Source organism: Acinetobacter sp. RIT698, assembly GCF_009668065.1.
Classification (GTDB): Bacteria; Pseudomonadota; Gammaproteobacteria; order Pseudomonadales; family Moraxellaceae; genus Acinetobacter; species Acinetobacter guillouiae.
In genome coordinates this window covers 30,044-56,428 of record NZ_WJYH01000011.1, presented here as the reverse complement: position 1 = coordinate 56,428, position 26,385 = coordinate 30,044, and the positions used below count along the sequence as shown (strand labels likewise).

The 26,385-nt window shown below is 36.8% G+C and carries 31 protein-coding genes; 18 read left to right on the top strand and 13 right to left on the bottom strand.

Features of this window, described 5'->3' with window-relative positions; translation table 11 throughout:
* Positions 1-24: 24 nt before the first annotated feature.
* The 3 genes from GJV03_RS07050 to GJV03_RS07040 form a co-directional block, all read right to left on the bottom strand.
* Positions 25-612 carry a hypothetical protein gene (locus GJV03_RS07050; protein WP_234624019.1) on the bottom strand — a complete coding sequence of 196 codons (588 nt, stop codon included), beginning with the start codon at positions 610-612 and terminating at the stop codon, positions 25-27.
* A gap of 12 nt (positions 613-624) precedes the next feature.
* Positions 625-1,248, bottom strand: a complete 624-nt coding sequence (locus GJV03_RS07045; protein WP_154129747.1) for a hypothetical protein — start codon at positions 1,246-1,248, stop codon at positions 625-627.
* A gap of 186 nt (positions 1,249-1,434) precedes the next feature.
* Positions 1,435-3,105, bottom strand: coding sequence for an FMN-binding glutamate synthase family protein (locus tag GJV03_RS07040; RefSeq protein WP_154129746.1), 1,671 nt, complete (start codon positions 3,103-3,105; stop codon positions 1,435-1,437).
* A gap of 186 nt (positions 3,106-3,291) precedes the next feature.
* Here GJV03_RS07040 and GJV03_RS07035 point away from each other — a divergent pair, with 186 nt between their 5' ends.
* The gene (locus GJV03_RS07035; protein ID WP_034610331.1) at positions 3,292-3,507 is read left to right on the top strand and encodes a hypothetical protein; all 216 of its coding nucleotides are present in this window, start codon (positions 3,292-3,294) and stop codon (positions 3,505-3,507) included.
* Between the two features lie 99 nt (positions 3,508-3,606).
* The gene (locus tag GJV03_RS07030; RefSeq protein WP_154129745.1) at positions 3,607-4,062 is read left to right on the top strand and encodes a hypothetical protein; all 456 of its coding nucleotides are present in this window, start codon (positions 3,607-3,609) and stop codon (positions 4,060-4,062) included.
* Positions 4,063-4,347: 285 nt separating this feature from the next.
* Here the strand turns inward: GJV03_RS07030 and GJV03_RS07025 are convergent, their stop codons facing one another.
* Positions 4,348-5,511 carry a cupin domain-containing protein gene (locus GJV03_RS07025; RefSeq protein ID WP_154129744.1) on the bottom strand — a complete coding sequence of 388 codons (1,164 nt, stop codon included), beginning with the start codon at positions 5,509-5,511 and terminating at the stop codon, positions 4,348-4,350.
* A gap of 144 nt (positions 5,512-5,655) precedes the next feature.
* Here GJV03_RS07025 and GJV03_RS07020 point away from each other — a divergent pair, with 144 nt between their 5' ends.
* The gene (locus GJV03_RS07020) at positions 5,656-6,051 is read left to right on the top strand and encodes a hypothetical protein (RefSeq protein WP_105712730.1); all 396 of its coding nucleotides are present in this window, start codon (positions 5,656-5,658) and stop codon (positions 6,049-6,051) included.
* 103 nt (positions 6,052-6,154) lie between these two features.
* Here the strand turns inward: GJV03_RS07020 and GJV03_RS07015 are convergent, their stop codons facing one another.
* Together GJV03_RS07015 and GJV03_RS07010 are read right to left on the bottom strand one after the other, a co-directional pair.
* Positions 6,155-6,748, bottom strand: a complete 594-nt coding sequence (locus tag GJV03_RS07015) for a Maf family protein (protein ID WP_105712729.1) — start codon at positions 6,746-6,748, stop codon at positions 6,155-6,157.
* Between the two features lie 21 nt (positions 6,749-6,769).
* Positions 6,770-7,153: a DUF2237 domain-containing protein gene (locus GJV03_RS07010; protein WP_004720680.1), complete on the bottom strand. Its 384-nt coding sequence runs from the start codon at positions 7,151-7,153 to the stop codon at positions 6,770-6,772.
* Between the two features lie 139 nt (positions 7,154-7,292).
* On the opposite strand from GJV03_RS07010, the gene GJV03_RS07005 reads away from it, so the two are divergent.
* The 6 genes from GJV03_RS07005 to GJV03_RS06980 all read left to right on the top strand — a co-directional run bounded on the left by GJV03_RS07005 (position 7,293) and on the right by GJV03_RS06980 (position 12,510).
* On the top strand, positions 7,293-8,480 hold the full coding sequence (locus GJV03_RS07005) for a phosphoglycerate kinase (protein ID WP_034610338.1): 1,188 nt from the start codon (positions 7,293-7,295) through the stop codon (positions 8,478-8,480).
* Positions 8,481-8,628: 148 nt separating this feature from the next.
* Entirely contained in the window at positions 8,629-8,907 is a 279-nt protein-coding gene (locus GJV03_RS07000; protein ID WP_154129743.1) for a hypothetical protein, read from the top strand.
* Between the two features lie 128 nt (positions 8,908-9,035).
* Positions 9,036-10,073, top strand: coding sequence for a class II fructose-bisphosphate aldolase (gene fba / locus GJV03_RS06995; RefSeq protein ID WP_004720677.1), 1,038 nt, complete (start codon positions 9,036-9,038; stop codon positions 10,071-10,073).
* 116 nt (positions 10,074-10,189) lie between these two features.
* On the top strand, positions 10,190-11,041 hold the full coding sequence (locus GJV03_RS06990) for a DMT family transporter (protein WP_154129742.1): 852 nt from the start codon (positions 10,190-10,192) through the stop codon (positions 11,039-11,041).
* A 98-nt stretch (positions 11,042-11,139) separates the two neighbouring features.
* Positions 11,140-11,748, top strand: coding sequence for a GNAT family N-acetyltransferase (locus GJV03_RS06985; protein ID WP_004821359.1), 609 nt, complete (start codon positions 11,140-11,142; stop codon positions 11,746-11,748).
* Positions 11,749-11,898: 150 nt separating this feature from the next.
* The gene (locus GJV03_RS06980; RefSeq protein ID WP_096734048.1) at positions 11,899-12,510 is read left to right on the top strand and encodes a GNAT family protein; all 612 of its coding nucleotides are present in this window, start codon (positions 11,899-11,901) and stop codon (positions 12,508-12,510) included.
* Positions 12,511-12,532: 22 nt separating this feature from the next.
* Here the strand turns inward: GJV03_RS06980 and GJV03_RS06975 are convergent, their stop codons facing one another.
* The 6 genes from GJV03_RS06975 to GJV03_RS06955 all read right to left on the bottom strand — a co-directional run bounded on the left by GJV03_RS06975 (position 12,533) and on the right by GJV03_RS06955 (position 16,575).
* Positions 12,533-13,075 (bottom strand): CbrC family protein, encoded by a 543-nt coding sequence (locus GJV03_RS06975; RefSeq protein WP_154129741.1) that lies wholly within the window; start codon positions 13,073-13,075, stop codon positions 12,533-12,535.
* Positions 13,076-13,115: 40 nt separating this feature from the next.
* Positions 13,116-14,156, bottom strand: a complete 1,041-nt coding sequence (locus GJV03_RS06970) for an ATP-binding protein (protein WP_154129740.1) — start codon at positions 14,154-14,156, stop codon at positions 13,116-13,118.
* 198 nt (positions 14,157-14,354) lie between these two features.
* Positions 14,355-14,996 carry a DUF4304 domain-containing protein gene (locus GJV03_RS06965; protein WP_154129739.1) on the bottom strand — a complete coding sequence of 214 codons (642 nt, stop codon included), beginning with the start codon at positions 14,994-14,996 and terminating at the stop codon, positions 14,355-14,357.
* A gap of 21 nt (positions 14,997-15,017) precedes the next feature.
* Positions 15,018-15,167, bottom strand: coding sequence for a hypothetical protein (locus GJV03_RS21440; protein WP_171501840.1), 150 nt, complete (start codon positions 15,165-15,167; stop codon positions 15,018-15,020).
* Positions 15,168-15,214: 47 nt separating this feature from the next.
* Entirely contained in the window at positions 15,215-15,898 is a 684-nt protein-coding gene (locus GJV03_RS06960) for a hypothetical protein (RefSeq protein ID WP_171501839.1), read from the bottom strand.
* Between the two features lie 26 nt (positions 15,899-15,924).
* Positions 15,925-16,575 carry a hypothetical protein gene (locus GJV03_RS06955; RefSeq protein ID WP_004720662.1) on the bottom strand — a complete coding sequence of 217 codons (651 nt, stop codon included), beginning with the start codon at positions 16,573-16,575 and terminating at the stop codon, positions 15,925-15,927.
* A gap of 100 nt (positions 16,576-16,675) precedes the next feature.
* Here GJV03_RS06955 and ispF point away from each other — a divergent pair, with 100 nt between their 5' ends.
* Positions 16,676-17,167 (top strand): 2-C-methyl-D-erythritol 2,4-cyclodiphosphate synthase, encoded by a 492-nt coding sequence (ispF, locus tag GJV03_RS06950; protein WP_105712721.1) that lies wholly within the window; start codon positions 16,676-16,678, stop codon positions 17,165-17,167.
* A gap of 153 nt (positions 17,168-17,320) precedes the next feature.
* Here the strand turns inward: ispF and rpsT are convergent, their stop codons facing one another.
* Positions 17,321-17,587, bottom strand: a complete 267-nt coding sequence (gene rpsT / locus GJV03_RS06945) for a 30S ribosomal protein S20 (RefSeq protein ID WP_004720657.1) — start codon at positions 17,585-17,587, stop codon at positions 17,321-17,323.
* A gap of 213 nt (positions 17,588-17,800) precedes the next feature.
* Between rpsT and GJV03_RS06940 the strand changes: the two genes are divergently transcribed.
* The 8 genes from GJV03_RS06940 (at position 17,801) to GJV03_RS06905 (ending at position 26,363) form a co-directional block, all read left to right on the top strand.
* Positions 17,801-18,466: a nucleoside-diphosphate sugar epimerase gene (locus GJV03_RS06940; RefSeq protein WP_154129737.1), complete on the top strand. Its 666-nt coding sequence runs from the start codon at positions 17,801-17,803 to the stop codon at positions 18,464-18,466.
* 12 nt (positions 18,467-18,478) lie between these two features.
* Positions 18,479-18,991 (top strand): ribonuclease E activity regulator RraA, encoded by a 513-nt coding sequence (gene rraA, locus GJV03_RS06935; protein WP_004720654.1) that lies wholly within the window; start codon positions 18,479-18,481, stop codon positions 18,989-18,991.
* Positions 18,992-19,033: 42 nt separating this feature from the next.
* Positions 19,034-19,819 (top strand): glutathione S-transferase N-terminal domain-containing protein, encoded by a 786-nt coding sequence (locus GJV03_RS06930; protein ID WP_154129736.1) that lies wholly within the window; start codon positions 19,034-19,036, stop codon positions 19,817-19,819.
* Positions 19,820-19,969: 150 nt separating this feature from the next.
* The gene (locus GJV03_RS06925) at positions 19,970-20,353 is read left to right on the top strand and encodes a DUF6678 family protein (RefSeq protein ID WP_354666841.1); all 384 of its coding nucleotides are present in this window, start codon (positions 19,970-19,972) and stop codon (positions 20,351-20,353) included.
* A gap of 182 nt (positions 20,354-20,535) precedes the next feature.
* A complete protein-coding gene (locus GJV03_RS06920; RefSeq protein ID WP_004720648.1) occupies positions 20,536-21,477 on the top strand; it encodes a Dyp-type peroxidase in 942 nt (313 codons plus the stop codon).
* Between the two features lie 106 nt (positions 21,478-21,583).
* A complete protein-coding gene (locus tag GJV03_RS06915; RefSeq protein ID WP_154129759.1) occupies positions 21,584-21,940 on the top strand; it encodes a hypothetical protein in 357 nt (118 codons plus the stop codon).
* Positions 21,941-22,237: 297 nt separating this feature from the next.
* Positions 22,238-25,699, top strand: a complete 3,462-nt coding sequence (gene mfd, locus GJV03_RS06910) for a transcription-repair coupling factor (RefSeq protein WP_154129758.1) — start codon at positions 22,238-22,240, stop codon at positions 25,697-25,699.
* Positions 25,700-25,928: 229 nt separating this feature from the next.
* Positions 25,929-26,363 carry an HIT domain-containing protein gene (locus tag GJV03_RS06905; protein ID WP_004720642.1) on the top strand — a complete coding sequence of 145 codons (435 nt, stop codon included), beginning with the start codon at positions 25,929-25,931 and terminating at the stop codon, positions 26,361-26,363.
* The last annotated feature ends 22 nt before the right edge of the window (positions 26,364-26,385 follow it).

Here is a 26,385-nt window from a genome sequence, read left to right as displayed (position 1 = left end):
ATAAAGCCTCCTAAGAGGCTTTATTTATTTAGGAAGCTGACCCGTAGGAAATAAAACAACAGTTTCTTCACGGCTATATCCTTCATCAAAAGGTAAGCTGAGTGATTCAAAAGTAATCAGCGCCCCTTTGTTTTTTGGCAGTTCAAAAGCCTGTTTAAGTTTAATTTCTGGACTGTAACTGGTTAAATTCTGTTGAAGACTTTGATATTGCGGACTGGATATTGTAAATATCGAGCCATAAATTGTTTTAAAAGAGTCAGAGCTTTCAGTATCAGATGGTCTTTGTTCGAGTAGATTAACGTTAAAGTCTTGAAGCACGATCTTTTTAAGCGGTTTAAGCTGAGTCTTTATGCTTGAAAGTTTTTGCTGAAAGCTTTGTTGATCTGTAATACCTGTAAAATTTTCATCGTATTTGAGCAGATCATAGCGTTTTTCACTCAGTGAATAGCGATAAACTCTTGGAATGTCATAGCTTGCTGAATTTTCAAGAATTAAAACCGCTTTTTTATCTGAATCATAGCCGAGGACTTCAAGTGAAATATTGCTATAACTTTTTGCAAAAGCGAGAGCGCTAAAACTGAATAAGAGCGTCGATGTGATTATTTTTAACACGATTTATCCTCATTATTGTATTGGTAAGAGCAAAACAGTATCTTCAACATCATAGCCTGTTTCTTCTGGAATGCCGAAATATTTAACCACAATCAGCAGCTTATTCTGATTTGGCACGACATAGTTCTGAGTGATTTTTATTGTTTTAGCATACTGTATAGCTTGTTGTTTTTTGCTTTTTAAAGAAGCTGTTGTAACTTTGTATATGGTTTTATATTGAGGAATCTTTTGGGATTGATCATGCCAAGCAGGGACGTAATGAGTTTGACTTTGCACCACTTGAATTTTTGCTGTATTGGCATTTCCTATAAGTAACGGTGTTAAACGCTTTTTAATTTTGTTTAGATCTTTTTCAAACTGGATAGCATCTTGATCATAGTCAATTTGATGCGTTTTGGGATTAATATATAACGATTGTACTTCAATCAACTTGTCAGGTGTTTTACTGTTGAGCTGATAATAGTATAACTGTGGCAAGCGCCCACGCTCATCTTCATAGTGTCGTAACAGATAAAGTTTTTGTTGTTTTGCTTCATAACCCAATACTTCTATTGTTTGTCCACCACCGACAGTTGCATAACAATGTAATGACGTTGTAAGGATAGTGGTGGCGGTTATTTGTTTTAGAAATTTCATCCGCAAATATTCTTGATGTGTTTTAAGTTATCTTGCTTAAATATTGTTTAGATTAAAATGGCGTTTGAGTAAAAATAAGCTCCAATATAAATTTAAATAAAAGCAAAAGATTAGGCTTCTTTTAAATGCTAGCTATATAAAAGGAGATCATATTGATCTCCTTAATTAAATTTCGCTTATGAATAATTAAAAACGTTCAGCAGTTGCTAAATTCCACATTCTAAAATAGAAGTTTTCTTCATCTTTATTTTCACAACTGAGCAATTCGCCGTCTTTCATCCAAAAGTGCAATTGAGCATAGTTTTTGATTTCACGGTCATTGATTCGTTGTGCCAAATGATGCGCTTTAATCTCAGCAGGATGTTGTAAACCAGCTGCAGCAATCATTTCCGCAAGCGCTTTTAAGGTATTTTTTTGAAAACTAAATACACGATCTGCTTTAGATGGCACATCAAGTGCTTTTTGACGTTCTTTGTTCTGCGTTGCAACGCCAACAGGACATTGGTTGGTATGACAACTTTGTGCTTGGATACAACCCACCGCAAACATAAAGCCACGTGCAGAATTGACCCAGTCGGCACCCATAGCCATCGTACTGGCGATATCAAAGGCACTGATAATTTTACCACTTGCGCCAATCTTGATTTGAGAACGTAAACCTGCGCCAATTAAGGTATTGTTTACAAAAAGCAGGCCTTCACGTAAAGGTGTACCCATATGATCAATCAGTTCAATAGGGGCAGCACCTGTACCGCCCTCTGAACCATCAACCACGATAAAATCTGGAGTGATTTTGGTCAGTAGCATGGCTTTTACAATGCTCATAAATTGCCAAGGTTGTCCGATACACAATTTAAAACCAACCGGTTTGCCGTTGGATAGCTCACGTAATTGCTGAATAAAATGCATCATTTCAATAGGAGTGCTAAAAGCCGAATGTGTCGCTGGAGAAATACAATCCACGTCCATAGAAACACCGCGTATTTCGGCAATTTCTTTGGTGATTTTATCTTTGGGAAGAATACCGCCGTGCCCTGGTTTTGCCCCTTGGGATAGTTTGATTTCGATCATTTTAATTTGAGGCAAAGCTGCTTGTTGCTTAAATTTTTCAGGATCAAACTTACCATCTAAAGTACGGCAACCAAAATAGCCACTGGCTATTTCCCAAACAATATCACCACCGGGTTCAAGGTGATAAGGACTTAAGCTCCCTTCACCCGTGTCATGATAAAAGTTGCCTTTTTTTGCACCAGTATTTAAAGCAAGAATGGCATTTGCACTCAAACTACCAAAACTCATTGCTGAGATATTCATGATCGAAGCACTATAAGGTTGTGAGCACTGATCATTACCAATACTAATTCTAAATGTATTAAAATCAGCAGGTGTTTTGGGTGTCATCGAGTGGGTTAAAAAACGATAGTCATCTTGATAGACATCAATAATTGAACCAAAAGGCTTATCTGCATTTTCATTTTTAGCACGTTGGTAAACTAAGCTTCTTTGTGCACGTGAAAAAGGTAAGGCATCATCATCAGATTCAATGAAATATTGACGAATTTCAGGGCGGATATCTTCAAAGAAAAATCGAAAATGTCCCATTAAAGGATAATTTCTTAAAATAGAATGTTGTGTTTGGATGATATCGGCAAAGCCAATTGCGGCCAGTATGGATGAAATAATCCAAGCTAAATTCAGTACAGTATCTGAAAAAAAGTAATAAATATAATGACCTTCGTTAAAGAAAATAATCCAAGTCAAATATAAAGATACAAATATACAAAGGAACCAAACGGAATAACGGGAGAAAAAAGTATTGAGAAGTTGATGTCGAATTGCTTGAGCAGGACTTGCCATGAAGTAAATATCTCATTCTTTATATAGCGCTAAATTGCCCAAATTGATGAAAAAGCTCAAGTAATGATTTGTTAGACTTGAGAATGGTTCTAGATTAATAATTGAATGATTTATTTTCTAAACAATTTGAGTTAATTTAACTGAAATATTTATTCAATATGCGATGAAAACAAAAAGGAATCGAAAATGTTTGAAGAGTTTCTGACAAAATTGTTAAACCCAAGTATCAGTTTTTTAGCCATTTATGTTTCTGTAATCGTTGTTATTGCTTATATCGGGCTATTCTTCCAGTTTTTTAAAATTAAAAATCTAAAGCAGGAAAATGAGACATTAAAGCATCAGTTAAGTTCTCAAGCTCACTCAAATATCAGTTTGAGCAAGGATGAGGGAATTATTTCTTAAAATTATGCTGAAAATAAATTGATAGAAATAAAGCCTGAATTTTCAGGCTTTATTTGATAAGTTTTAATTATTTAGCTTTAAAATTTTGACAGTAATTATATGATCGACCTTACTTCTGATGTAGAACAGGAATTATTAACAGCAATGGACAACTATAAAGCCATTGCTGAAGTGCTTATTGATAAATTAATTACAGAAACAGACCAACCTGAAAAAGAAAAAATTAGCGCAGGACACTATTACGAAATACAAGATGCTGATTTTTTAAATGGACAAAAAACGCTATCGGAAGATTGGTCTTTTTTTGTGCATGGAGAACACTGTATGTTTGAGAATTTAATAACAGGACAAATTCTTGAAGTTTCGCTTGGAAACAAAGAAAGTATTGGCAATCTTGACCCATATTTCTTTTATAATTTTCTCAAGACAACAGTTGAATTCAATCACTTAACAAAATACTTCGTTAATCCCTTTAGTAGTACTTTAGACTTTTTTGAAAAACTTGAACGACAAAAAATATTGACAATAGATTTCGGAGTTTATCGAAAACTATGAGAAAAAATAGTCTGATAAAAGGACAATAAAGTCACAGCAAAGTCTTTATCTCTAGTGGGATGAAGTGTTTACTTTTCTAATACCTATGAAAATTTATACTTTAGCAGAACTGAAGTGACTTAAACTCAATGCTTCGGTTAAGTCCTCAAGCTCACTCAAATATCAGCTTAAGCAAGGATGAGCGAGTTATTTCTTAAAGTTATGCTGAAAGTAAATTGATAGAAATAAAGCCTGAATTTTCAGGCTTTATTTAAGCGTTACATTGTTAGAGTTAGATTGCGAATTTTATTCGTCAGTGGGAACAAGCATCAAGATAGATTCATTTAATAATCCAGCAATGTCCTCTAATATTTCATCATCAGACAATTCATGATTGAGTTTGACACTTTGTCCATCTGCAATCTGCTTTAAATGGGGTGCAAATTGTTCAAAAATACAGATCGATTCACCATTTGCCCAGAATAATAATTCATGATTCTGTTGAAGATAAATTAATCGAGAGGCTGGCTCAATTTGTAGTAAATAGCCTTGTTCAAGAACTTCTTCTAAATCTTCAGTGCCAATCGCTTCAGCATCTGGAATATTTTCAGGGTACTTTGCTTCAGCCATTAGACTCATAATGGCATCTTCCAACACTTTAGAATTATTTAATTTCGCCAACAATTCAGCTTTTAAATAATCGAGTTCAGCTTGTGTTACTTGCCCAATCGGGTTTTGTTTATTCCGTAAGATGTCGATAAGCGGATTACGTAGTTGTTGGTCTTCGACAAATTTATCGCTGACACGATCCATCATGTCTGCAATATTCGGCATACGGAAACCAAAAGAGTAGGTTAGGCAATCGTCTTCCGCTACACCATAATGTGACAATCCTGGTGGGACATAAAGTAAATCACCTGGCGCTAAAACTTCATCAAAATTGATCTCCATTTCTGGAAGTAGCTTTAACGGCTGCCCTTCAACAAATTCAGATTCAGCATCACACATTTGTCCAAGTTGCCAACGACGGTGTCCATAACCTTGTACAAGAAATACATCATAAAAGTCAAAATGCTGACCTACAGAACCACCTTTAGCAGCATAAGAGACCATAATGTCATCACGACGCCACTGTGGAATAAAAGGAAATTTCTTCCAAAGCTCTGCTAAATCAAATGAATAATGATCTACAGCTTGAATCAATAAGGTCCAAAGTTTTGGCATTTTTTGAAAATCACCTTTGATGAGCGGTGATGATTTTACTGACCATTGATTTGGATCTTTGTCTTTTTGCTTAATCAGGCGTGCTGTGATGTTTTCATCCAGAGCAAGCTCCATGACGTCATCTGGAACAAGGATATTGGCAATTTCAGGTAAAGCATTACGAACCAATAAAGGTTTTTTTTGCCAGTATTCTGAGAGGAATTGTTCAGCAGTAATTCCGCCAAGAACATCTAAAGGTAGGGACATGAAAATAGCCTAAGCAAATTTGAATCTATAATGTGGCTATTGTCTTATGAGATGACAGGTGGTGCAAGTATTTGTAAATTTATTCAAAATATATTTATATAAAAACAGCCATGCTTTTTGAAAATTAAAGGAGTTATAAAAGTCATGATTTTAAAAAAAATATCTCATAATATATTCGAGATTTGCCTAGATTTAAAAGAAAGCATTTTTAATTGGATTGAGGGATATGGATTTGTTCCTATTTCGTATTATTCTGACCCAAAAAAAGAAATTGCAAACAAAACACTTTCAGTATTGCGTTCGTATCGACAATTGATTATCAAAGGCAAAAATATGTCTATTCCAACTTGGGTGGTGAATGAAGCGCAAGTGAATGATTTTAGTGAGGCGCAATTAAATCAAATTTGGTTAGAGTATTTAAACAAGATGATTCTTGCTTTTGATTTGGTCTTGATGGGGGACTGCCAAACAGAATCTAAGGCTAAGATTAAAGAAGGGCTTATGTTATTTGCAACGCATTATCAGGATTTATGGGATTAACTCAAAAAGTCTTCATCCTTTTTTAATGCATGAGCAAATAACACAAAGTCCATGTAATTATGAAAATTTATAATAAGATCGAGCTTATTATACAATGTGGAAATTAAGGTAGCAGGATGCCCAACTTCCTTAAAATTCCACATAACTGAATCATTGGCATACCCATCAAAGTGGTTTGGTCTTGCCCAATCATTTGCTCAAATAAACTAATACCAAGACTTTCACACTTAAAGCTACCCGCACAATGCAGAGGTTGATCAATTTCGATATAACGCTCAATTTCATCCAAAGTTAAGTCACGAAATTTCACATGATAATGCTCAACTAAGGTTTGTTCAAAACCAGAAGCCAAATGTTGCACACTTAAGGCAGTACTAAAAAAGACATTTTTGCCTGAATTGGCTTGTAGCTGGTGAATGGCTTTTTCTACAGATAGAGGTTTACCAATAAAATCTTGTGGTGCATGTTCACGCCAAGCCACCTGATCTGACCCAATCACAATTGCATTTGGATGATCTTGTGCAATGACTTGGGCTTTTTCAAAAGCCAAGCGCTTAGCCAAGTCATCGGCATGAGATTCACCCTGTGGTGATTCATCGATTTCAGGAGAGATACAATGATAGTCTAAGCGCAAACGATTCATTAAATCTTTACGGGTTTGGCTCGATGAAGCCAAAATAATTTCAGGGTGATTCATCTTTGAATAATTCATGCCTAGTTATACTGCATATTCCATCAAGAGATCTAAGGGAACATACGCCAAAACAGCTTGATGACAGGCTTGTAGTTTTACACGAGGTGCCATGTCGTTTTGATAGGCCTCAACCCAACGCGTCACACATAAACACCAAAAATCACCAGGTTGTAGTCCCGGAAAGCCGTGTTCTGGCAGCGGTGTAATTAGGTCATTTCCCACTTTTTGTGAAAAATTTAAAAATTCTGAAGTCATTTCAGCGCATACAGTGTGCTGACCGAGGTCGGTTGTTGCTGTATGGCAGAAACCATTACGAAAATAACCTGTGATTGGGGAAAAACAACAACTTGCTAAAGGTTCACCTAAGACATTTAAACCATTGATTTTAGGATCGGGATGAAAAGACATAAGCGTATAGAATTTAAAAGTTCGCCCTATAATAATCAAATCTCAACTTTTCTACAGCTTTTCTACAAAAGTATCTAACCTTTTTTTGTGTAATCATTTAGAATCTACGCGATTTTTAATATCTATAAGAGAGCTATACATGAATTTTCAGCGTATGACTGACCTCGATTTAGCAGGCAAGCGTGTACTTATTCGTGAAGACTTAAACGTACCTGTTAAAAATGGTGTGATTACAAGTGATGCACGTTTACGTGCTGCATTACCGACAATTAAATTGGCACTTGAGAAAGGTGCTGCGGTCATGGTGTATTCTCATCTTGGTCGTCCCGTTGAAGGTGAGCCAAAAGCGGAACAATCATTAGCTCCTGTAGCTGCTTATTTAACTGAGGCACTTGGTCAAGACGTTAAATTATTTACAGATTACTTAGATGGTGTTGAAGTTGCAGCAGGGCAAGTGGTATTACTTGAAAACTGTCGTTTCAATGTGGGTGAAAAGAAAAATAATGCTGAACTTTCAGCAAAATATGCAGCGCTTTGTGATGTATTTGTGATGGACGCATTTGGTACAGCGCATCGTGCAGAAGCATCAACTGAAGGCGTAGCACGCTTAGCAAAAGTTGCAGCAGCAGGCCCTTTGCTTGCAGCTGAATTAGATGCTTTAGGTCGTGCATTACAAACACCTGAAAAACCTATGGTTGCAATTGTTGCTGGTTCTAAAGTTTCTACTAAACTTGATGTTTTAACTTCGCTTTCTGATATTTGTGATCAATTGATTGTTGGTGGTGGTATTGCCAATACATTCTTAGCTGCAGCTGGCTTCAATGTCGGTAAATCATTGTGTGAACATGATTTGATTGACACAGCGAAAGCGATTGCGGCAAAAGTATCTGTTCCACTTCCAACCGATGTTGTTGTGGCAGATGCTTCTGCAATCGATTTTGCAGATTTCTTAGGTTCATTGGCAAATGCTAAAGCAATAGTAAAAAAAGTTGAAGATGTAGCAGACAATGACATGATCTTGGATGTCGGTCCTGAAACTGCGAAAGCTTTTGCTGAAATCTTAAAAACGTCTAAAACGATCCTTTGGAATGGTCCAGTTGGCGTGTTTGAAGTGGATCAATTTGGCGAAGGTACAAAAACACTTTCTTTAGCGATTGCAGAATCTGAAGGATTCTCTATTGCTGGTGGTGGTGATACTTTGGCAGCAATTGATAAATACCAAGTTGCAGACAAAATTGGTTATATTTCAACTGGTGGTGGTGCATTCCTTGAATTTGTCGAAGGCAAAACACTTCCAGCTGTAGCGGTATTGCTTGAACGTGCTTAATTGAAAAATTATTTTAATTATGACGTTTATATGAAAGGCTGACCTCGTGTCAGCCTTTTTTATCTGAGAGATTCATTGTAAAGTAATAAAAATGAAATATAACTGCAATAAACTAGATCAAATCCAATCACCAACACTGGGAAATGTGATGAAATTTAAATTTACACTTGCAGCACTTCTTATTGCTCCTTTGGCATTTACTGCATGTTCTAAACAAGAAAAAGCACCAGCCTCAGAACAAACATCTTCTTCTGAAGCTGCTTCAGCAGAATCAGCAAACACATCTGCAGAACAACAAGCTGTGATTGATGCGCTTGATCAGCCTGTTTTGGATGAAAAAAATACAGATGTTCCAGCTGAAAAAGCAAATGCTCCAGCGGATGCGGCTACACCAGCGACTGAAGAAGAAGCAGCTAAAGCTCAATAATCTTTCTAAATGTTGTTATTTGTTAAAAGTCCTCGCTAACGCGGGGATTTTTTATGAAATAGTCAATATTGTTGCTGAATTGAAATAAAGCAACATGTAGAATATGGGGCATTACTTGGGAGGATATTATGGCTCTTATCTCATTGCGCCAACTCTTGGATCATGCCGGTGAACATAGTTACGGCGTTCCAGCGTTTAATGTGAACAACTTAGAACAAATGCGCGCAATTATGTTAGCCGCTGACGCAACAAATTCACCTGTAATTGTGCAAGCTTCTGCTGGTGCACGAAAATATGCAGGTGCTCCATTTTTACGTCATTTAATTTTAGCTGCAATTGAAGAATGGCCACATATTCCAGTGGTAATGCATCAAGATCACGGTACAAGCCCAGATGTTTGTCAACGTTCGATCCAGCTTGGATTTTCATCTGTAATGATGGATGGTTCTTTAGGTGCAGACGGTAAAACACCAACGTCTTATGAATATAACGTTGATGTAACACGTCGTACTGTTGAAATGGCACATGCATGTGGTGTTTCTGTAGAAGGCGAAATTGGCTGTTTGGGTAGCCTTGAAACAGGTTTGGCTGGTGAAGAAGATGGTGTTGGTGCAGAAGGTGTACTTGATCATTCTCAACTTCTCACTTCTGTTGAAGAAGCTCGTCAATTCGTTGCAGATACCAATGTTGATGCTTTAGCAATTGCAGTTGGTACTTCTCATGGTGCGTACAAGTTTACTCGTCCACCTACAGGCGATATCTTGGCAATTGACCGTATTAAAGAAATTCATGCGGCACTTCCAAATACTCATCTTGTTATGCATGGTTCAAGCTCGGTACCACAAGAATGGTTAGCGATTATTAACCAATATGGTGGTGACATCAAAGAAACTTATGGTGTTCCAGTTGAACAGTTGGTTGAAGCAATCAAGCATGGTGTACGTAAAATCAACATCGATACAGATTTACGTTTAGCATCTACAGGTGCAATGCGCCGTATGATGGCTGAAAAACCAAGTGAATTTGACCCACGTAAATTCTTCGGTGAAACTGTTGAAGCAATGAAACAAATCTGTGTAGATCGTTATACAGCATTTGGTACTGCGGGTAATGCAGACAAGATTCGCCCTATTTCTTTAGAAAAAATGGTTGATCGTTATAAATAATCTTTGATGGTTGTTGATCACCTAAAAGCCCACTCATGCTAGTGGGCTTTTTCTTGAATCATAGCGACTCGATTCCGCATAAATTTTGCAATGATTGGTGAGATAAGAAATAAATTATGGAACTCATATTTTCAGCAGCACTTTGTAGTGTGTTGGTTTCAATGCTTTTAAAATGGACCAAACAAAAAGCTTTTGATGCATTGCAAATGATTGCTTGGAATTATGCAATCGCCAGTATATTGAGCTACATCTGGTTTAAGCCTGATTTGGCCCATATTTCAATTTCAAATACACCATGGTGGTTGATTTTTGGTTTAGGTGTTGTATTACCCAGTATTTTTTTATGTCTAGCTAAATCATTAAATAGTGCAGGAATTTTAAAAACTGAAATTGCACAACGATTGTCTGTGGTTTTATCATTATTGGCTGCATATTTTTTATTCCAAGAACAATTTAACCAATTAAAAATGCTTGGTATCGGTTTGGGTATTGTGGCAGTTTTATGTATTGTACTTTCCCAGTCGAGTTCATCAAATTCATCCCTCAATCAGAAAGGGATCCTTTATTTACTCAGTGTTTGGGTAGGTTATGCTTTGGTTGATGTTTTATTGAAATATACAACCAGTCTGGGCTTACAGTTTCCAGTTACATTAACCTTGATGTTTATCTGTTCATTCCTATTATCTGTCGGTTACTTACTGATTCGAAAAACTCAGTGGAAGCTTCAGAACTGTATTGCTGGTTTGGCCTTGGGGATCATAAATTTTGCCAATATTGCTTTATATGTCAAAGCGCATATTTTATTAAAAGATTCTCCAGCCATTGTTTTTGCAGGGATGAATATCCTTGTGGTGTTATTTGGAGTCATTGCAGGGCTGTTAATTTTTAAAGAAAAGCTTAAAGTGATTACCGCTCTAGGACTGGTTTTAGGTTTGGCTGGAGTGGTATGTTTAGCCTTGGCAATATAATGACTTAACAGCAAGAAAACTTCGCTGTTAATACGATTGCTGATCACTTTACAATGACATCAAACGGTAAATTTATAGATTAACTTGGTGGATATGAGATGGATGCATTTGAACAATTATTTATTCATTTAGATTTACAACTAAATAATATTCGCTTAGTACCACTGTCTTTTGAACACGAGCAAGGACTCGCTGAAGCGTGTCGTGATGGTGAATTGTGGAATTTACGAATTACCTCTACACCACATTACACAGAAGTTAAAAATTATATTGAAAAAGCACTGATCCAAAAAGCACAGGGCAGCCGTTATCCCTTTGTTGTCATAGAGCAAAGCTCAGGGAAAGTCTTGGGAACGACCAGTTATCACGATATTTTATTAAACGTAAAACGTTTTGAAATCGGCTATACATGGTATGCACAATCGGCACAACGGACCCATGTCAATACAAGCTGTAAACTATTGTTATTAGGATTTGCTTTTGAACAACTTCAAGCCAATACCGTGGCGTTGCGGACTGATCAATTTAATTTTAAAAGCCAAAAAGCCATTGAACGTTTAGGTGCTAAAAAAGATGGCATTATTCGGGGTGATCAAATGCGTAAAGATGGTACGATTCGAGATACGGTGTTGTACAGTATTGCGCAAGGTGAGTGGAACAATGTAAAAGCACATTTACAAGACATGCTGGCACACTATAAAAAATAACTATTTTGTTGAATTATATTCGATTCAAGGGCATGCAAATGCCTTTGAAATCATTTGAAAGATCGTCATGGTGATTTCATATTTTGATCATAAAACTTTCAAAAACATAGCGGACAATGGAGGAGCATTCTTTACATTGGTGTAATTGCTATGAATCAAGATATCTTTTCAACGCTTTATACATCATTACAAACCCATCAAGTGCAGCTTTTACCACTACAAATAGAACATGAAAATGCTTTAGTTGAGGTATGTAAAGATGGCCGCTTGTGGGAATTGGAATATACATCTGTTCCACATTATTCTCAGATCAAGGCTTACATTGCCAAGGCACTTGAACAAAAATCTTTAGGAATACGCGTACCTTTTGTTGTTTTAAATCAGCGGAATGGTCGTATTGTAGGAACCACCAGTTTTCGCGATTTTATTTGGGAGGTACGCCGTGTTGAGATTGGCTATACATGGTATGCACAATCAGCACAACGCAGTCATATCAATACCAGTTGTAAGTTGTTGTTGCTTGAGTACGCATTTGAAAAACTACAAGCTAACTCGGTTGTATTAAGGACGGATATTCGCAATATTAAAAGTCAAAGTGCCATTGAGCGTCTAGGTGCGCATTATGATGGTGTGCTACGTCAAGATGCGCTACGAAAAGATGGAACTGTTCGCGATACTGTTATATACAGCATAATCAAAGATGAATGGCAGGGCATTAAACAACATTTAAGCCAGTTACTTAGCCAAAGCTATAAGGTTTAACTTATAAGGTTTGATTATGTATTTAACTACAATCTATATGTAAGCGATGTTGTTGGCAATGAATGCATTGAAACAGATAGCCTGTTAAATCACCGTCGATACTGAGCTGATCTTGGATAAGCTCTACTGGATAACCATTTTCTTCGATATCGGTTTTAACCTCATCCCAAATTGGTTTAAGCATTTCACTATCCGCATAAGCGATAAACTGACATGGTTCATTGCAATGCACCAGCCAAACTTCTTGTTGCCAACTATGATAACTTGGCGTTTTTAAGCAGATTTCATCTAAAAATTCAGGGTTGATTTTTTCGGATGGAACATTTGGGTTTGAAGAAATACCTTCAATGCCACAATAGTCATTGTATTCTCCATCGTATTTTTGCGCTGCTGTACCATTGGCAATACACCACGGACAGATATAATCGGGTTCATCTACGCTATAGAAAGAGCATACGTACTTTAAATCACGTTGTTGATTGCAAATTGAACAAATACCATCTTCTTTTTCAAACAGATCAAGTTTGTATGCATTGGGATGATATTTAAACTGAGGGTAATTCATATTTTTGATTCTTCTAGGCAGAGATTTTAACTATTGAATGCTAACAATAAAATTCTACACGAAAACTTTCAATCAGTTCAGGTGGAACACGTGTTGTTTGTCCATTGGTGCGCATAAACAATTCGCCTTTGTAATACAACGGGCGGTCCGATTTATTACATTTAAAGACCAATATGGTTTTTCCTTGAATCTGTATTTCTTCTAGTGTGGTATAAATATTTGAAATTTTGTTACTTTCGTGCGCCAGTTTATCAATCAAACTCCGCTTCATTAAGTCGAGTGAATTATTAAAGTGTTCCGCAAGTTCATTTTCAATCCCTACAATGGCTAAATCATCAGCAACGCCTATAAAGACATAGCCATTGCGGGTATTCATAAATGCAAAGCACGCTTTGACCCATTTATCTGATTTGCGATTGGTTAATAGGTCTGTGGTACGTTCTTTAAATTCAATCCGTTGATTTTCACCCAGTTGAATTAAATTAAAATAGTACTCTGAACAGGATTTTTGCCGATAATGATTGAGTGTGGTCTTAATTTTTTCTAATGATTTATATGCGGCGACAGTTTCTAAATTATGAATATCTTGCCATTGGTAAATTAATTTAATCTTTAACTCGTTGGCTAAGTTGGGATCAGCAAGGTATTCAAAGCTCAAATTGAGATATTGTAAAATTTCTGTGTAAATAGCATGACTGGCAATTGGAATGGAAATTTTATTAAAAGTATTTCTAATTTTTTCTAATTTTTTGTGAAATTCAAAAGCTTCTTGGTAAAAGCTTAAATATTTAAACTCATTTAAAATATGCTCATAAGGGCGATGAAATGAGTTGGGAAACAGTTGTTTGGGTGGTATATGGATATATTTTTCAATCTGTTGGAAATAATATCTTAAGGTTGGGTACTTTAAGGCCTGATCAATATTGATTTCAAATTTTTCGGAAAGTGGCTTGGTGGTATAGGCTTGAAAAAACAGCAGTGTTTGGATTTCTTTATATTTATTGGGGTAGTCATGCCAATGCGTTTCTAGAAACTCATTAAAATTCTTAAATTTATTGGTGAGATACATGTTCAAATCCATAGCAACACCTTTAATCCTCTATTGTTTGGTGTTCGGTATTTACAACAAATATGTCATCAGACTATTTATATATAGTTATTTATAAGTTAATTAAGTCAGGAAATAAAGCGTAAAACTTTAAATCGGATCGTGAAAGTTGTTAGAAAATATAACAAATATTTCAATTTGGTGAATAGCGCATTTGACTGCTTCATTTCGTCATTCATCGATAATTTGGGGAATCGCCGAACTTGGATCTTGGATAAATGATGCTAATCGTTCTTTTAATGAGGTGGCTCGTTCAGGAACAGCATCAAGTGCAATCTCAGCGAGCGTCTTGACCAATTGTAAATCACCAGCAGCACCAGCTACATAGCAGAGGGTACACATGTGTGCGGGATGTAAGGGGTTTATACAGGCCTGATGCGCTTTCTTGAGAAAATCTTCAGGCCAATGTGTCAATTGCTTAAAGAAATTTTGGCTTTGACGATTCCACTCAGATACTAGAAATTGCACCATTTCGTTAGCATCTTGTTCATTTGAGGTATATGACCAGTCGTTGTCATGATCATTGATCAAATAAGGTAGGATCGAACTACGCCATGCACAATCGAAATCACGCATTTTTTCAATATCTAAAGCGTTACCTGTACATCGCATAACATATTCACCTAATGGGATGAGGTGAATACCGAGATTAACTTGAAAACAATGTCTTTTAATGGAGTGCTGTATATCGACGATTCGAATAACTTCTCCCTCAACCTGCCTAAATACATCGCCTTTTTTTATAAAGCCTTGTGCTTTTAAAATGGGATAAAACTGACGTTGTAATAGTTTGGAAATGACTTTTTTATCCATTAGATATATCCATGGTGAAGGCTAGCATTGCCATAGAAATTTAGCAGTTTTACCCTGAGGGCAAACAAACAGCCATTCAACTTGTAAGCCAATCGTTTTAACAGGAAGACCGCCAAAAGAGGTTTGATCAAGGTGTTGTGAGATTTGGTCTAAAATTAACAGTTGAGTCATGTTTATACCTTATTTTATTTGTATTTTAGCTCTGGGGGCGTTAGATCTTAACTGTGTACAACATATCCAAAGATTCCAACCAAGCTGCTCTTCTGGGTTAAGCCCAATGCAAGTCGAGGCAAGACACAACCTGTAATGATTGTTCCTTTCGGGTAATTATCAGAATTGATTTGTTCTAAAAGTGCTGAGTCACCAATCCGAACAAATGCACAGTCGATAAAATCGTGTTGTGCTGCAAACCAATTTATCATCTTGTGCCAAGGCTGAAAATATTCTGCTGGAGATTCTTCACCATCTTGTTCAACTTCTTTCCACCACTGTGTATTGGTTGTAAGCGGTTCAGTCGTAATGTTCGCCAAAGGAAAAATAGTATTGGCAAAGTATTTTTGAATCAGCTGAGGCGTAATTTTTTGGCTAGCTGAGTTTTGTGAATGCATGATATAAAAATCTTGAAAATAATCACCCGAGTTTGAACCCATACCAACTTCAACATTTGTCATGATATTGGCGATTTCAGCGCTTAGTTTTTGACAAAGTTTTAATTCATCGGGATCAATTTCATGCTGCAATGGGATATTGTGCTTTGAAATAGACCCATCATTATAAACGCTGGTAAAGCGCGAAATGATATTGTTAGGCCATTCATCTGTATCAGCACCCACGTCATAATTCTGCATACATTCAGATAATATTTTTAATCTTTCTTCACTTAACGCTAGTTTTGTACTCATGGTTTTGCCAAATTTAATTATAAATCTTAATCATATAAACGGTAAATTCCAGTAAAGCGCTCACAGCCTTTTTGTGTTGTTGTCACAGACAAAATTGCTTTTTGGAAATTAAGCACATATTTACAGTCATGTTCATTGTCCAAAATTTGATTCTTTTTTTCAGGCGTGGTGTAAGCCAACAATGAGACAATTTGACTATCTTTACGATTATTGGGATTTCGGTAGGCGATGCCTTCAACTTTAATCCGATCTTTAGTCAGTTGATGGATTTGTAAATGGGCGGGTTGCTTCGAAATTTTACCATGTTCATATTTGATGAAATGTTGGGTTAAACTTTGATTCATTGAAGTGTAAAAATTTAAGTCTTCTAGGCGAATATCGAACTGTTGTTTAAAACAATCGTTGCTTTTACATTGACTTAAACGGTTGAGCCACAAACGATGCGTATCATTGATTAAGCGTATTGGTGCATCTGTGACCAGATATGCAGTGAGATAGCTCTCATTTAATTGAGCGCGTAGTTCACTATACTGCGAACCACATAACTTTTTTAAAAGTGATGAATCTTGGTGCTTACAGTCAAGAGGCAGGGCGTAAACAGCTGATGTACTGATACAGCTCAAAATGAGACCAGACAAGAGTGTTTTAATTTGATTAAATTCTGTATTCAACAGCATGATCGCTTATACTTTCACAATGTTTGCATACGTACTATAGCGAAAGAGAAAGTACGAATACAAGATTTTTAAATTTTAAAAACTGCAAAAGGAGCTAAGAATGATCATACCGATTCGTATTGGGCAGGGAATGGATGTACATGCTTTTGAAGAAGGTGATTTTGTAACTTTGGCAGGCGTTCAAATTCCACATACGCATGGTTTAAAAGCACATTCTGATGGTGATGTCGTGTTACACGCATTATGTGATGCTTTATTGGGTGCATTGGCTTTAGGTGATATTGGACAGCATTTCCCAGACACAGATGCTGAATTTAAAGGTGCGGATAGCCGTAAACTTTTAAAACATGTTTATCAATTAATTTTAGACCGTGGTTATAAATTAAATAATGCCGATATTACTGTGGCATGTGAACGGCCTAAATTAGCCAAACACAATTTGGAAATGCGTCAAAGTATTGCAGATGTGTTAGATGTTGATGTGACTCAAATTAGCGTTAAAGCAACAACCACAGAGAAATTGGGTTTTACTGGCCGTCAGGAAGGTATTTTAACTACTGCAACAGTCTTAATTTCACATTTAGCAAAATAATTATTTTTATTGTTTAGAACTCTTACTTATCTATCTACTGAGAAATATTGATGCGGTGGTAGATAAGTTTTGATGGTTTCCGATTTTAAAGCGCTATAGTCAAATTTTAGCTACAAAAAAAGCCCTTTAAAGGGCTCTTTTCACATGCAAAAATTAGTTAGCTAACGCTTTAACTTGTGCATTCAAGCGGCTCTTGTGACGAGCAGCTTTGTTTTTATGGATGATACCTTTATCCGCCATACGGTCAATAACTGGAACTGCAGCTTTATAAGCTTCAGTTGCGGCAGCATATTCACCAGTAGCGATAGCAGCGATTGTGCGTTTGATATAAGTACGTACCATTGAACGCAAGCTTGCGTTGTGTTTACGTGCTTTAACGTTTTGACGAGCACGTTTTTTTGCTTGAGCAGAGTTTGCCACTCGTGCACTCCTTGAATTAGATGGGTCTGGGCGGGCTGAAACCACATCTGAAAACCACATCAGAGGATTATCACCAGCCCGTAAACAAGTGCCATATTGTGATTAAAGAGGCCAGTAAAGTCAAGTGTTGACATGCTTTGACAACATTTTTGTTGAAGAAAAATTTGAAATAAAACGTTAGATTAGTAATAAATCTAGGAGATTGTTTAAAAAATGACTAATTCGATAAAAAATGCGATTGTGATTGGAGCAACAGGTTTAGTTGGGCAACGTCTCATTGAACAGCTCAATTTATTGGCAGATTGTGAAAAAATTACAGTTGTTGTACGACGAGAAAATCCTGACTTTTTAAAATTTAAAAAAGTTGAACAATTTGTATTGGATGACTTCCTTCTACTCAATGATCAAGATGTCAGCGGTTACACTCATGCATTCAGTTGTTTGGGAACAACTATTAAAAAGGCAGGTTCTAAAGAAGCTTTCTATAATATTGATTTTGAGATCAATGCACATTTTGCAGATTTATTTGAAATGACTGAAACCCATTTACTTTTAGTCAGTGCGATGGGGGCAAAAGTCAGCTCGCCAATTTTTTATAATCAAGTGAAAGGTGAACTTGAGGACTATATACAAAAGTTGAATTTATATCGCTTTTCAATCATTCGACCATCGTTACTCCTTGGTGATCGAAATGAAAAGCGATTCTTGGAAGATGTAACGCAAAAGCTGTATGGTAAATTTTCGCATTTGGTACCCAATTCTTTTAAATATAAGCCAGTGACAGCACAACAAGTGGCTCATACTATGGTCGAGGCTGCTCAAACACAAACTCAAAAAATTGAAATTTATGATAATTTGCGTATACAAAATAGCAAATAATGGAGTGATAACGTGACTACAGTACCTTTTGTAACTTGTGATTTATTAGATGATCACCCAGACCAAGACATTCAAACCTTGATTCCATCTCTAGATGGCAAATTTTTTAGAAGTTATGGGGCGCGTAAAACCTTTGGTGGTCAAATCGTGACAGTCAAGTGTTTTGAAGATAATTCACGAGTGAAAGAGTTACTTGCTACAGATGGAACAGGCAAGGTTTTGGTTGTCGATGGTGGAGCATCCATGCGTTGTGCCTTGATGGGTGACATGATTGCAGAGTCAGCGGTTAAGCATCACTGGAATGGTGTAGTGATTTATGGTTGTGTACGTGATGTAGATGCACTAGTTGAACTTGATCTAGGTGTCCATGCATTGGCTTCAATTCCACAAAAAAGCAATCGTAAAGGCATAGGTGAGGTCGATATTCCTGTGTATTTTGGTAGTGTCACTTTCAATTCTGGTGAATATATCTATGCAGATAACAATGGCATTGTGGTTTCAAAAGAAAAATTAGTGGATTTATAAAAAGCTTAATTTAAGCAAAAACAATCGTCTAGGGGGTATAAAATGGTGCATCATCAAATTAAAGTTGTACAAGCTTTGGCTTCATCACTGACTGAGGGAGGCCGTGGTGTAACAGGAACTCCGTTTCCGAACCAGCCAGAAAAGGCTTTAAAGTTATATGAGTTTGAAGGTTCACCATTTTGCCGCCGTGTACGAGAAGTGATGACCTTGCTCAATTTGGATTATGAAGTCTATCCATGCCCTAAAGGTGGAACTAAATATCGTCAGATTGTAAAAGAAAAAGGTGGAAAATTGCGTTTTCCGTATTTCATTGATGAAAACACGGGAACAGCAATGTACGAATCGCAAAAGATTGTTGATTACTTATTTAAGCATTATGGTAAAACGGGCAAAACACCAAAGAAATATTCTCATTATCCTAAATACCCAACGGTCGCTATGGTGGGAACCATTATTAATGGTGCACGCGGGGTTTGGGTTAATAAAAAAATTGTTGATCGTGCAAGTCCAGCGCAATTATTGGAATTATGGGGGTTTGAAGCCAGCCCCTATACACGTGTTGTGCGTGGTGTGTTAACTGAATTAGAAATTCCATTTATCTTTCATAATGTGGCTAAAGAGTGTTGGCAAGATCTAGGCCCAGCAGTTTTACGTTTAAAACCGGGTAAATATGTTCCTTTGGTGGGTGGCAAACGTGAAAAAATTATTCCAGTTATGGATCGCGCAAAGCAAGACATTCAAGTGCCTTATTTAGAAGATCCAAATACAGGTGAAAAACTCTTTGAGTCAGCAGCAATCGTACGTTATTTACAGAAACAATATGGTTAACTCTATGTGTCAAAAGCACCGAACATAGGTGCTTTTAATTGAAGGATAAATGTGGGTTTACAAGAAAATTATCTTGAATATCGAAATCATATAAATACTTTAAAGACTGACCAAGGCTATATAAAGTATATTTTGAAAATTCAGCAGATCATGCATCAACGGCAGTTGGTATCTTGTATGAGTGATTCAAAATGGCTCAAACTTCTGCATGCAATGACAGACTTGGATTTTCCACCTGCATTTATTGTCAAATTGGTGACTGAAAATAGAGATCTACAAGCTGAATATCAATTTGTGAAGAAAATTCCGTGGTATTTGGGTGATTGGCATCCTTTCTATCACGATGCTATGCCTGTATTTATTGCAATTGAATATTTAATTGTAAAGCCTATGCTAAGCAAGCCGAGGGGAAGATTGATCGATGATTTGATTTTAGATCAAACAGATCAATTTCGTACTTTATTGCAGCGTTTGAATATTGTGTTTGATGAAAAAAATAGTTGTTTTAAAATTTATGCTTATCACTCAAAGTAATTTTAAAAATAATGACAATAGAAGTGTCTAAGCAAATAAGTCAAAACTGATTGCCTTAATCATTTTTCGCAACATTTCTATCCATATAAATATTGTGAATTAGTGGATTGTTAACGATAAAAACTTAAGCTTTAAAACAGCCTATGTTAGATTGTAACCAATAGAATATTTTGAGATAAATTATGACTTCAACTCGAATTCAACCTGTTATGAATCGTCCAGGGGAAAATGCCTTATTTATTGTTTTAGGATTAAGGCTTGGGGCTGAAGTAATAGATACAGTAATCGATTTTGCAGCAAATTTTTCAGCATTAACACGTAGTTTAACCAACCGTTATCCAGATGCACAATTTAGTGCAGTCATGGGATTTGGGGCAAATGCGTGGGAACGTTTATTTCCTGATCAGGCTAAACCACAAGAATTAGAACAGTTTAAAGAAATTAAAGGGCCAAAATATACGGCTGTTTCAACAGAAGGCGATTTGTTTTTCCATATTCGTGCTGATCGCCAAGCGTTGTGTTTTGAAATGGCAGATATGATCAATACGCAATTAAAAGCCGTAAGTTATCCAGTGGATGAAGTGAATGGTTTTCGATATTTTGACGGTAGAGCGATTATTGGCTTTGTTGATGGGACAGAAAACCCAGAGCCTGAAATTGCAGCTGAATATGCGCTGGTGGGTGATGAAGATCCAGACTTTAAAGGTGGCAGTTATGCATTTATTCAAAAATATATGCATGATATGGATAAGTGGCGTGCGCTCAGTGATGAAGAACAAGAAAAAGTCATCGGACGTAAAAAGTTTAATGATGTTGAGTTGAGTGATGATGTAAAGCCGAAAACAGCACACAATGTAGTGAGTAAGGCGCATGATGCAGATGGCAATGAAATTAAAATCATGCGTGCAAATATGCCGTTTTCAAATCCATCTAAAAATGAATATGGCACCTTCTTTATTGGTTATGCACGCAAATTTAGTGTCACTCGACAAATGTTAGAGCATATGTTTCAAGGTGATGAAGAAGGTAATTTAGATCGTTTATTAGATTTTAGTACAGCAGTGACAGGAACCTTATTCTTTGTGCCTACTGTCGATTTCTTAGATGATTTAGGCGACGAATAACGCTGATGGTTTATGTTCAGGTAAAGGATCGTTTTAAAACGGCCTTTTACTGCGAACTTTTGTCATCTTTGTTATGATGAATCTTTGATTTAATTGAGTTTTAATGATGTTTGATAAAATTGCAGCATTATTTAAGGGCAATAAAAACGGTCCTGAACAAGTTTTTCTACAAGAAAATAATATTCAAATTGATGCTGAGCATGGTTTTATTGTAGATGGTATTGTTTTAAATCGTGAGTTATCTGAAAGGCTGGAATACTTTTCCAACCGAAAACTTAATAATTTTGATGATTTAAAAGCTTTGTTCTATAAAACAATTTTGATCAATGAAAAGATTGATTTAGAAATCGCGACAAACAACTATGTGCAAAGACTTGGCAATACAGAAGGAAATTTAAAACAATTCAAACAAATTATTCAAAAACTCAATGATTATTATAAAACGTTTAAACGAGAAAAATAAATCAACTTAAGGCATGGATAAAACATTTGGTGGAATCAGAATATTTCACCAAAGAATGATGTGTGATGTTGCTTAGATTTTTAATTGTTATTAAATGGTTATTCTCAATTCATTTGGCAAGAGCTTCCACAGGTCTATGATCCTGTGAGTTTGTCTTGAGGTTGATGTGAATTCTATCCTGATGAAGAAATGCTGTTGATGAGTCATTGCGCAGATAAATAGAATAAACAAAATCACTCAACTGAATAAAGTCATCATGTTAAACTATTGCTCATGTCTTTTAGACCCTATGCGATTATGTTTAAACAAGAAATCTCTGACCTCAATTTAAAACAACTGAAAGCAGGCGAAAAACGTTGGATTGGCACAATGCTCGGTTCATCTGCAGCCTTATTGTTTAAGGAGATCGCAGAGAAATCGGATCAGCTCTTTGTATTGGTTGCAAAAAATAATCAGCACTTGGGACAGTTGGAAAGTGAATTAGAATTTTATGGGGTAAAACCAACAATATTTCCAGACTGGGAGATATTGCCATATGATCGTTTATCTCCACACCAAGATATTGTTTCTGAAAGACTATCAATACTTTCCAATATGCCACAAAAAGGTATTTTATTGGTATCAGCAACCACCTTGGCACAACGTGTTGCCCCTACATCATGGGTGTTGGGTGAGCATTTTGATATCCGCGTTGGTCAGAAATTTGCATTAGAACAACAAAAATTAAAATTAGTTCAGGCGGGTTATCATCTGGTTGATACCGTTTATGATCATGGGGAATTTGCTGTACGTGGTAGCATCATGGACATTTATGCCTCTGGGCAAAATGCGCCTATTCGTATTGATTTATTTGATGATGAAATAGACAGTTTAAAATTCTTTGACCCAGAAACCCAAAGAACAACAACAAAGTTAGAGCGTTTTACCGTACTTCCTGCAAAAGAATTTCCGTTAAAAGAAGCGCGTTCAACGTTTCGTGATCGTTATGCAGAAAGTTTTCCAACTGCAAATCCCAAGAAAAACCCAATTTATCAAGATGTGTTAGAAGGCATTGCTTCTCCAGGATTAGATTTCTACTTCCCATTATTCTTTTCACAGCAAGCCATGCAAACACAAAGTTGTTTGGTATCGTACTTACCAAGCAATGCGATTGTCATTACAGATAAACACATTGACGAAGGATTGTTGAGTTTTTGGACAGATGTGATGCGCCGTTATGAAGACCGACGCCATAATGCTGATCAACCGCTATTACCACCTGAAGAAATTTTTATACAACCGAATCAACTATTCGAATATTTAAATCAATTTTCAAGAATTATTGCCTCAACAGAAGCCATTGAATTAAAAGCAGGCTGTATCAATTTGTCGGTTGAATTGCCGCCACGATTGCCTGTAGACCCTAAACAAGACCAGCCATTTAAAGCAGTGAAGCAGTATGTAGATGAGGCCAATCATCCAGTGTTACTGGTGGCTGAAAGTGCTGGACGTCGTGAAACTTTAAAAGATGCTTTACGTGCAAGTTTAGGTGAAATTCCAGTTGTTGAAAGTTTTGCTGTATTTCAACAATCTAATTTCTCTGTCGCGATTACCAATGCGCCTTTGGATCGTGGATTGGTCATCAGCAATGATCTATCGGTTATTTCTGAAAACCAACTGTATGAACACCGTGTAGTACAGCGCCGTAGAAAACGTCAACAAGAGGTTTCAGAAGAGTTTCTGATCCGAAGTCTGACGGAACTCAATATTGGTGCGCCAGTGGTGCATATTGATCATGGTGTTGGGCGTTATGCAGGTTTAGTCACCTTAAATATTGATGAACAAGACTATGAGTTCCTGCAATTAAACTATGCAGATGATGCAAAAGTGTATGTTCCTGTCACTAATTTACATCTGATTAGCCGTTTTAGTGGCGGTGATCCTGATTTAGCACCTTTACATAAATTGGGTACAGATGCATGGAATAAAGCAAAACGTAAAGCGCTTGAACAGATTCATGATGTGGCAGCTGAATTACTACATATTCAAGCACGTCGTCAGTCTAAACCCGGGATTAGCTTTGAGCTGGATCAAAGTGCATATATGCAATTTTCCAGTGGTTTTGCTTATGAGGAAACACTGGATCAGGCCAATGCCATCGAAGCGACTCTATACGATATGCAACAAGCCAAACCAATGGATCGACTGGTTTGTGGTGATGTTGGCTTTGGTAAAACGGAAGTGGCAATGCGCGCGGCATTCGTTGCTGTTCAAAATAATAGGCAAGTGGCTGTCTTAGTGCCTACCACCTTATTGGCGCAACAACATTTTGAATCATTTAAAGATCGCTTTGCCGATTGGCCAATTCGTATAGAGGTACTTTCGCGTTTTGGAACCAATAAAAGTCACACCAAAACCATTGATGATTTAATCGATGGTAAAGTTGATATTGTCATCGGCACACATAAAATTCTTCAGGAAAATGTGCAGTTTAAAAACTTAGGTTTAATGATTGTTGATGAAGAGCATCGTTTTGGGGTACGTGATAAAGAGCGTATCAAAGCCATGCGTGCAGATGTTGATATGTTAACCTTAACTGCAACACCAATTCCTCGTACATTGAATATGGCATTTGGCGGAATGCGCGATCTTTCAATTATTGCCACACCACCAGCACGTCGTTTAGCTGTCAAAACTTTTGTCAATGAACAAACCAATGAAACCATGAAAGAGGCAATTCTGCGAGAGTTGTTACGTGGTGGTCAGGTTTATATTTTACACAATGAAGTAGATACCATAGAACGCGCTGCGGAAAATATTCGTCAACTTGTACCTGAAGCGCGTGTCGCGGTTGCGCATGGTCAAATGCGTGAACGTGAACTTGAGCAAATCATGCAACAGTTCTATCACAAAGAATTTAACGTGCTGGTCTGTTCAACAATTATTGAAACGGGGATTGATGTTCCCAATGCCAATACGATTATTATTGAACGTGCAGACAAACTCGGCCTAGCACAATTACATCAATTACGTGGTCGTGTTGGACGTTCCCATCATCAAGCCTATGCATATTTGATGGTGCCATCGATTAAAGGCCTTAAAGGTGATGCAGAAAAACGTTTAGATGCCATTCAGAGAGCTTCAAATCTTGGCGCTGGTTTTATGCTGGCTACGGAAGACTTAGAGATCCGTGGGGCTGGTGAATTACTGGGTGAACAACAAAGCGGTTCAATGAATGCAATTGGTTATAGCCTATATATGGAAATGTTGGCCAAAGCGACCAAAGCAATTCAACAGGGCAAGACACCTAATTTTGATACACCACTTTCACTTACCTCTGAAATTACCCTGCATATGCCCGCTTTGATTCCCGATGAATATTTGGGAGATGTACATCAGCGTCTTATGTTCTATAAACGTATTAGTAATACCGATACTCAGGATAAACTTGACAATATCCGTATGGAGTTGATCGATCGCTTTGGTGTACCACCATTGCCGGTAAAACAACTGTTTAGTGTTCATCAAATTCGGGTTAAGGCTGAAGCCTTAGAAATTACCAAAATTGATATTGGGGCCAATGGTGGGGTGATCGAATTTTCACCTGATACACCTGTGCAAGCGATCAGTATTATTCAGCTAATGCAGAAGCATCCAACTTGGTTCCGTATGGAAGGTGGGCAACGTTTAAAAGTGATGGTGATGCTTGAAGAAAATGACAAGCGAATTCAGTTTATTCAGGATTTGTTAAACAATTTACTGACAGAATTAAAGCGTTAATTTATCAGGATTTTGAGCTTAAAAAATGCTCAATTTGAGATTAAAAGTGCTTATGAATTTTTTCTAGTAAATCACTTGAAAAAATTCTGTGATTCTTTAAAGTGTAATTGTGATCAGGTTCAAAACAAACTGTGTTTATTTGTACCAAAACACAAGATAACCAATATTCACACGAAAACCGATGTGTTAGTATTAGCCATCCTTTTAATTTTGCGTCATTTATAAAGATATGTTTAGTTTGCATCCACAACTTGCTCAAGATACTTTTTTTGTAGGCGATTTTCCGCTTTCAACATGTCGTTTAATGAATGATATGCAATTCCCGTGGCTGATTCTTATTCCACGTGTTCCTGGTATCACTGAGTTATATGAACTAAGTCAAGCTGACCAAGAGCAGTTTTTACGTGAATCAAGCTGGTTGTCTAGTCAGCTTTCTCGTGTTTTTCGTGCAGATAAAATGAATGTCGCTGCACTTGGAAATATGGTTCCGCAATTACATTTTCATCATGTAGTTCGTTATCAGAATGATGTAGCTTGGCCTAAACCTGTATTTGGCCTGCAAGCAGTTCCTTATAGCAATGAAGTATTAGCACACATGCGTCAAACACTGATGTTGGCGTTACGTGGTCAAGGTGAGATGCCATTCGATTGGCGTATGGATTAAGTGTAAACAGCACAAGGGAAGT

Excerpts from the sequence above, each read along its gene's own strand:
- GJV03_RS07045 (WP_154129747.1), bottom strand. The coding sequence starts at position 1,248 with ATGAAATTTCTAAAACAAATAACCGCCACCACTATCCTTACAACGTCA.
- GJV03_RS06990 (WP_154129742.1), top strand. The coding sequence starts at position 10,190 with ATGGAACTCATATTTTCAGCAGCACTTTGTAGTGTGTTGGTTTCAATG.
- GJV03_RS07025 (WP_154129744.1), bottom strand. The coding sequence starts at position 5,511 with ATGTCCCTACCTTTAGATGTTCTTGGCGGAATTACTGCTGAACAATTC.
- GJV03_RS21440 (WP_171501840.1), bottom strand. The coding sequence starts at position 15,167 with ATGACTCAACTGTTAATTTTAGACCAAATCTCACAACACCTTGATCAA.
- mfd (WP_154129758.1), top strand. The coding sequence starts at position 22,238 with ATGTTTAAACAAGAAATCTCTGACCTCAATTTAAAACAACTGAAAGCA.
- GJV03_RS07020 (WP_105712730.1), top strand. The coding sequence starts at position 5,656 with ATGATTTTAAAAAAAATATCTCATAATATATTCGAGATTTGCCTAGAT.
- GJV03_RS06975 (WP_154129741.1), bottom strand. The coding sequence starts at position 13,075 with ATGAATTACCCTCAGTTTAAATATCATCCCAATGCATACAAACTTGAT.
- ispF (WP_105712721.1), top strand. The coding sequence starts at position 16,676 with ATGATCATACCGATTCGTATTGGGCAGGGAATGGATGTACATGCTTTT.
- GJV03_RS07015 (WP_105712729.1), bottom strand. The coding sequence starts at position 6,748 with ATGAATCACCCTGAAATTATTTTGGCTTCATCGAGCCAAACCCGTAAA.
- GJV03_RS06920 (WP_004720648.1), top strand. The coding sequence starts at position 20,536 with ATGACTTCAACTCGAATTCAACCTGTTATGAATCGTCCAGGGGAAAAT.
- GJV03_RS06960 (WP_171501839.1), bottom strand. The coding sequence starts at position 15,898 with ATGAGTACAAAACTAGCGTTAAGTGAAGAAAGATTAAAAATATTATCT.
- GJV03_RS06930 (WP_154129736.1), top strand. The coding sequence starts at position 19,034 with ATGGTGCATCATCAAATTAAAGTTGTACAAGCTTTGGCTTCATCACTG.
- GJV03_RS06970 (WP_154129740.1), bottom strand. The coding sequence starts at position 14,156 with ATGGATTTGAACATGTATCTCACCAATAAATTTAAGAATTTTAATGAG.
- GJV03_RS07005 (WP_034610338.1), top strand. The coding sequence starts at position 7,293 with ATGAATTTTCAGCGTATGACTGACCTCGATTTAGCAGGCAAGCGTGTA.
- GJV03_RS07030 (WP_154129745.1), top strand. The coding sequence starts at position 3,607 with ATGATCGACCTTACTTCTGATGTAGAACAGGAATTATTAACAGCAATG.
- GJV03_RS06965 (WP_154129739.1), bottom strand. The coding sequence starts at position 14,996 with ATGGATAAAAAAGTCATTTCCAAACTATTACAACGTCAGTTTTATCCC.
- GJV03_RS07035 (WP_034610331.1), top strand. The coding sequence starts at position 3,292 with ATGTTTGAAGAGTTTCTGACAAAATTGTTAAACCCAAGTATCAGTTTT.
- fba (WP_004720677.1), top strand. The coding sequence starts at position 9,036 with ATGGCTCTTATCTCATTGCGCCAACTCTTGGATCATGCCGGTGAACAT.
- GJV03_RS07040 (WP_154129746.1), bottom strand. The coding sequence starts at position 3,105 with ATGGCAAGTCCTGCTCAAGCAATTCGACATCAACTTCTCAATACTTTT.
- GJV03_RS07000 (WP_154129743.1), top strand. The coding sequence starts at position 8,629 with ATGAAATTTAAATTTACACTTGCAGCACTTCTTATTGCTCCTTTGGCA.
- GJV03_RS06925 (WP_354666841.1), top strand. The coding sequence starts at position 19,970 with ATGCATCAACGGCAGTTGGTATCTTGTATGAGTGATTCAAAATGGCTC.
- GJV03_RS06915 (WP_154129759.1), top strand. The coding sequence starts at position 21,584 with ATGTTTGATAAAATTGCAGCATTATTTAAGGGCAATAAAAACGGTCCT.
- GJV03_RS06905 (WP_004720642.1), top strand. The coding sequence starts at position 25,929 with ATGTTTAGTTTGCATCCACAACTTGCTCAAGATACTTTTTTTGTAGGC.
- GJV03_RS07010 (WP_004720680.1), bottom strand. The coding sequence starts at position 7,153 with ATGTCTTTTCATCCCGATCCTAAAATCAATGGTTTAAATGTCTTAGGT.
- GJV03_RS06955 (WP_004720662.1), bottom strand. The coding sequence starts at position 16,575 with ATGCTGTTGAATACAGAATTTAATCAAATTAAAACACTCTTGTCTGGT.
- GJV03_RS06940 (WP_154129737.1), top strand. The coding sequence starts at position 17,801 with ATGACTAATTCGATAAAAAATGCGATTGTGATTGGAGCAACAGGTTTA.
- GJV03_RS06980 (WP_096734048.1), top strand. The coding sequence starts at position 11,899 with ATGAATCAAGATATCTTTTCAACGCTTTATACATCATTACAAACCCAT.
- GJV03_RS06985 (WP_004821359.1), top strand. The coding sequence starts at position 11,140 with ATGGATGCATTTGAACAATTATTTATTCATTTAGATTTACAACTAAAT.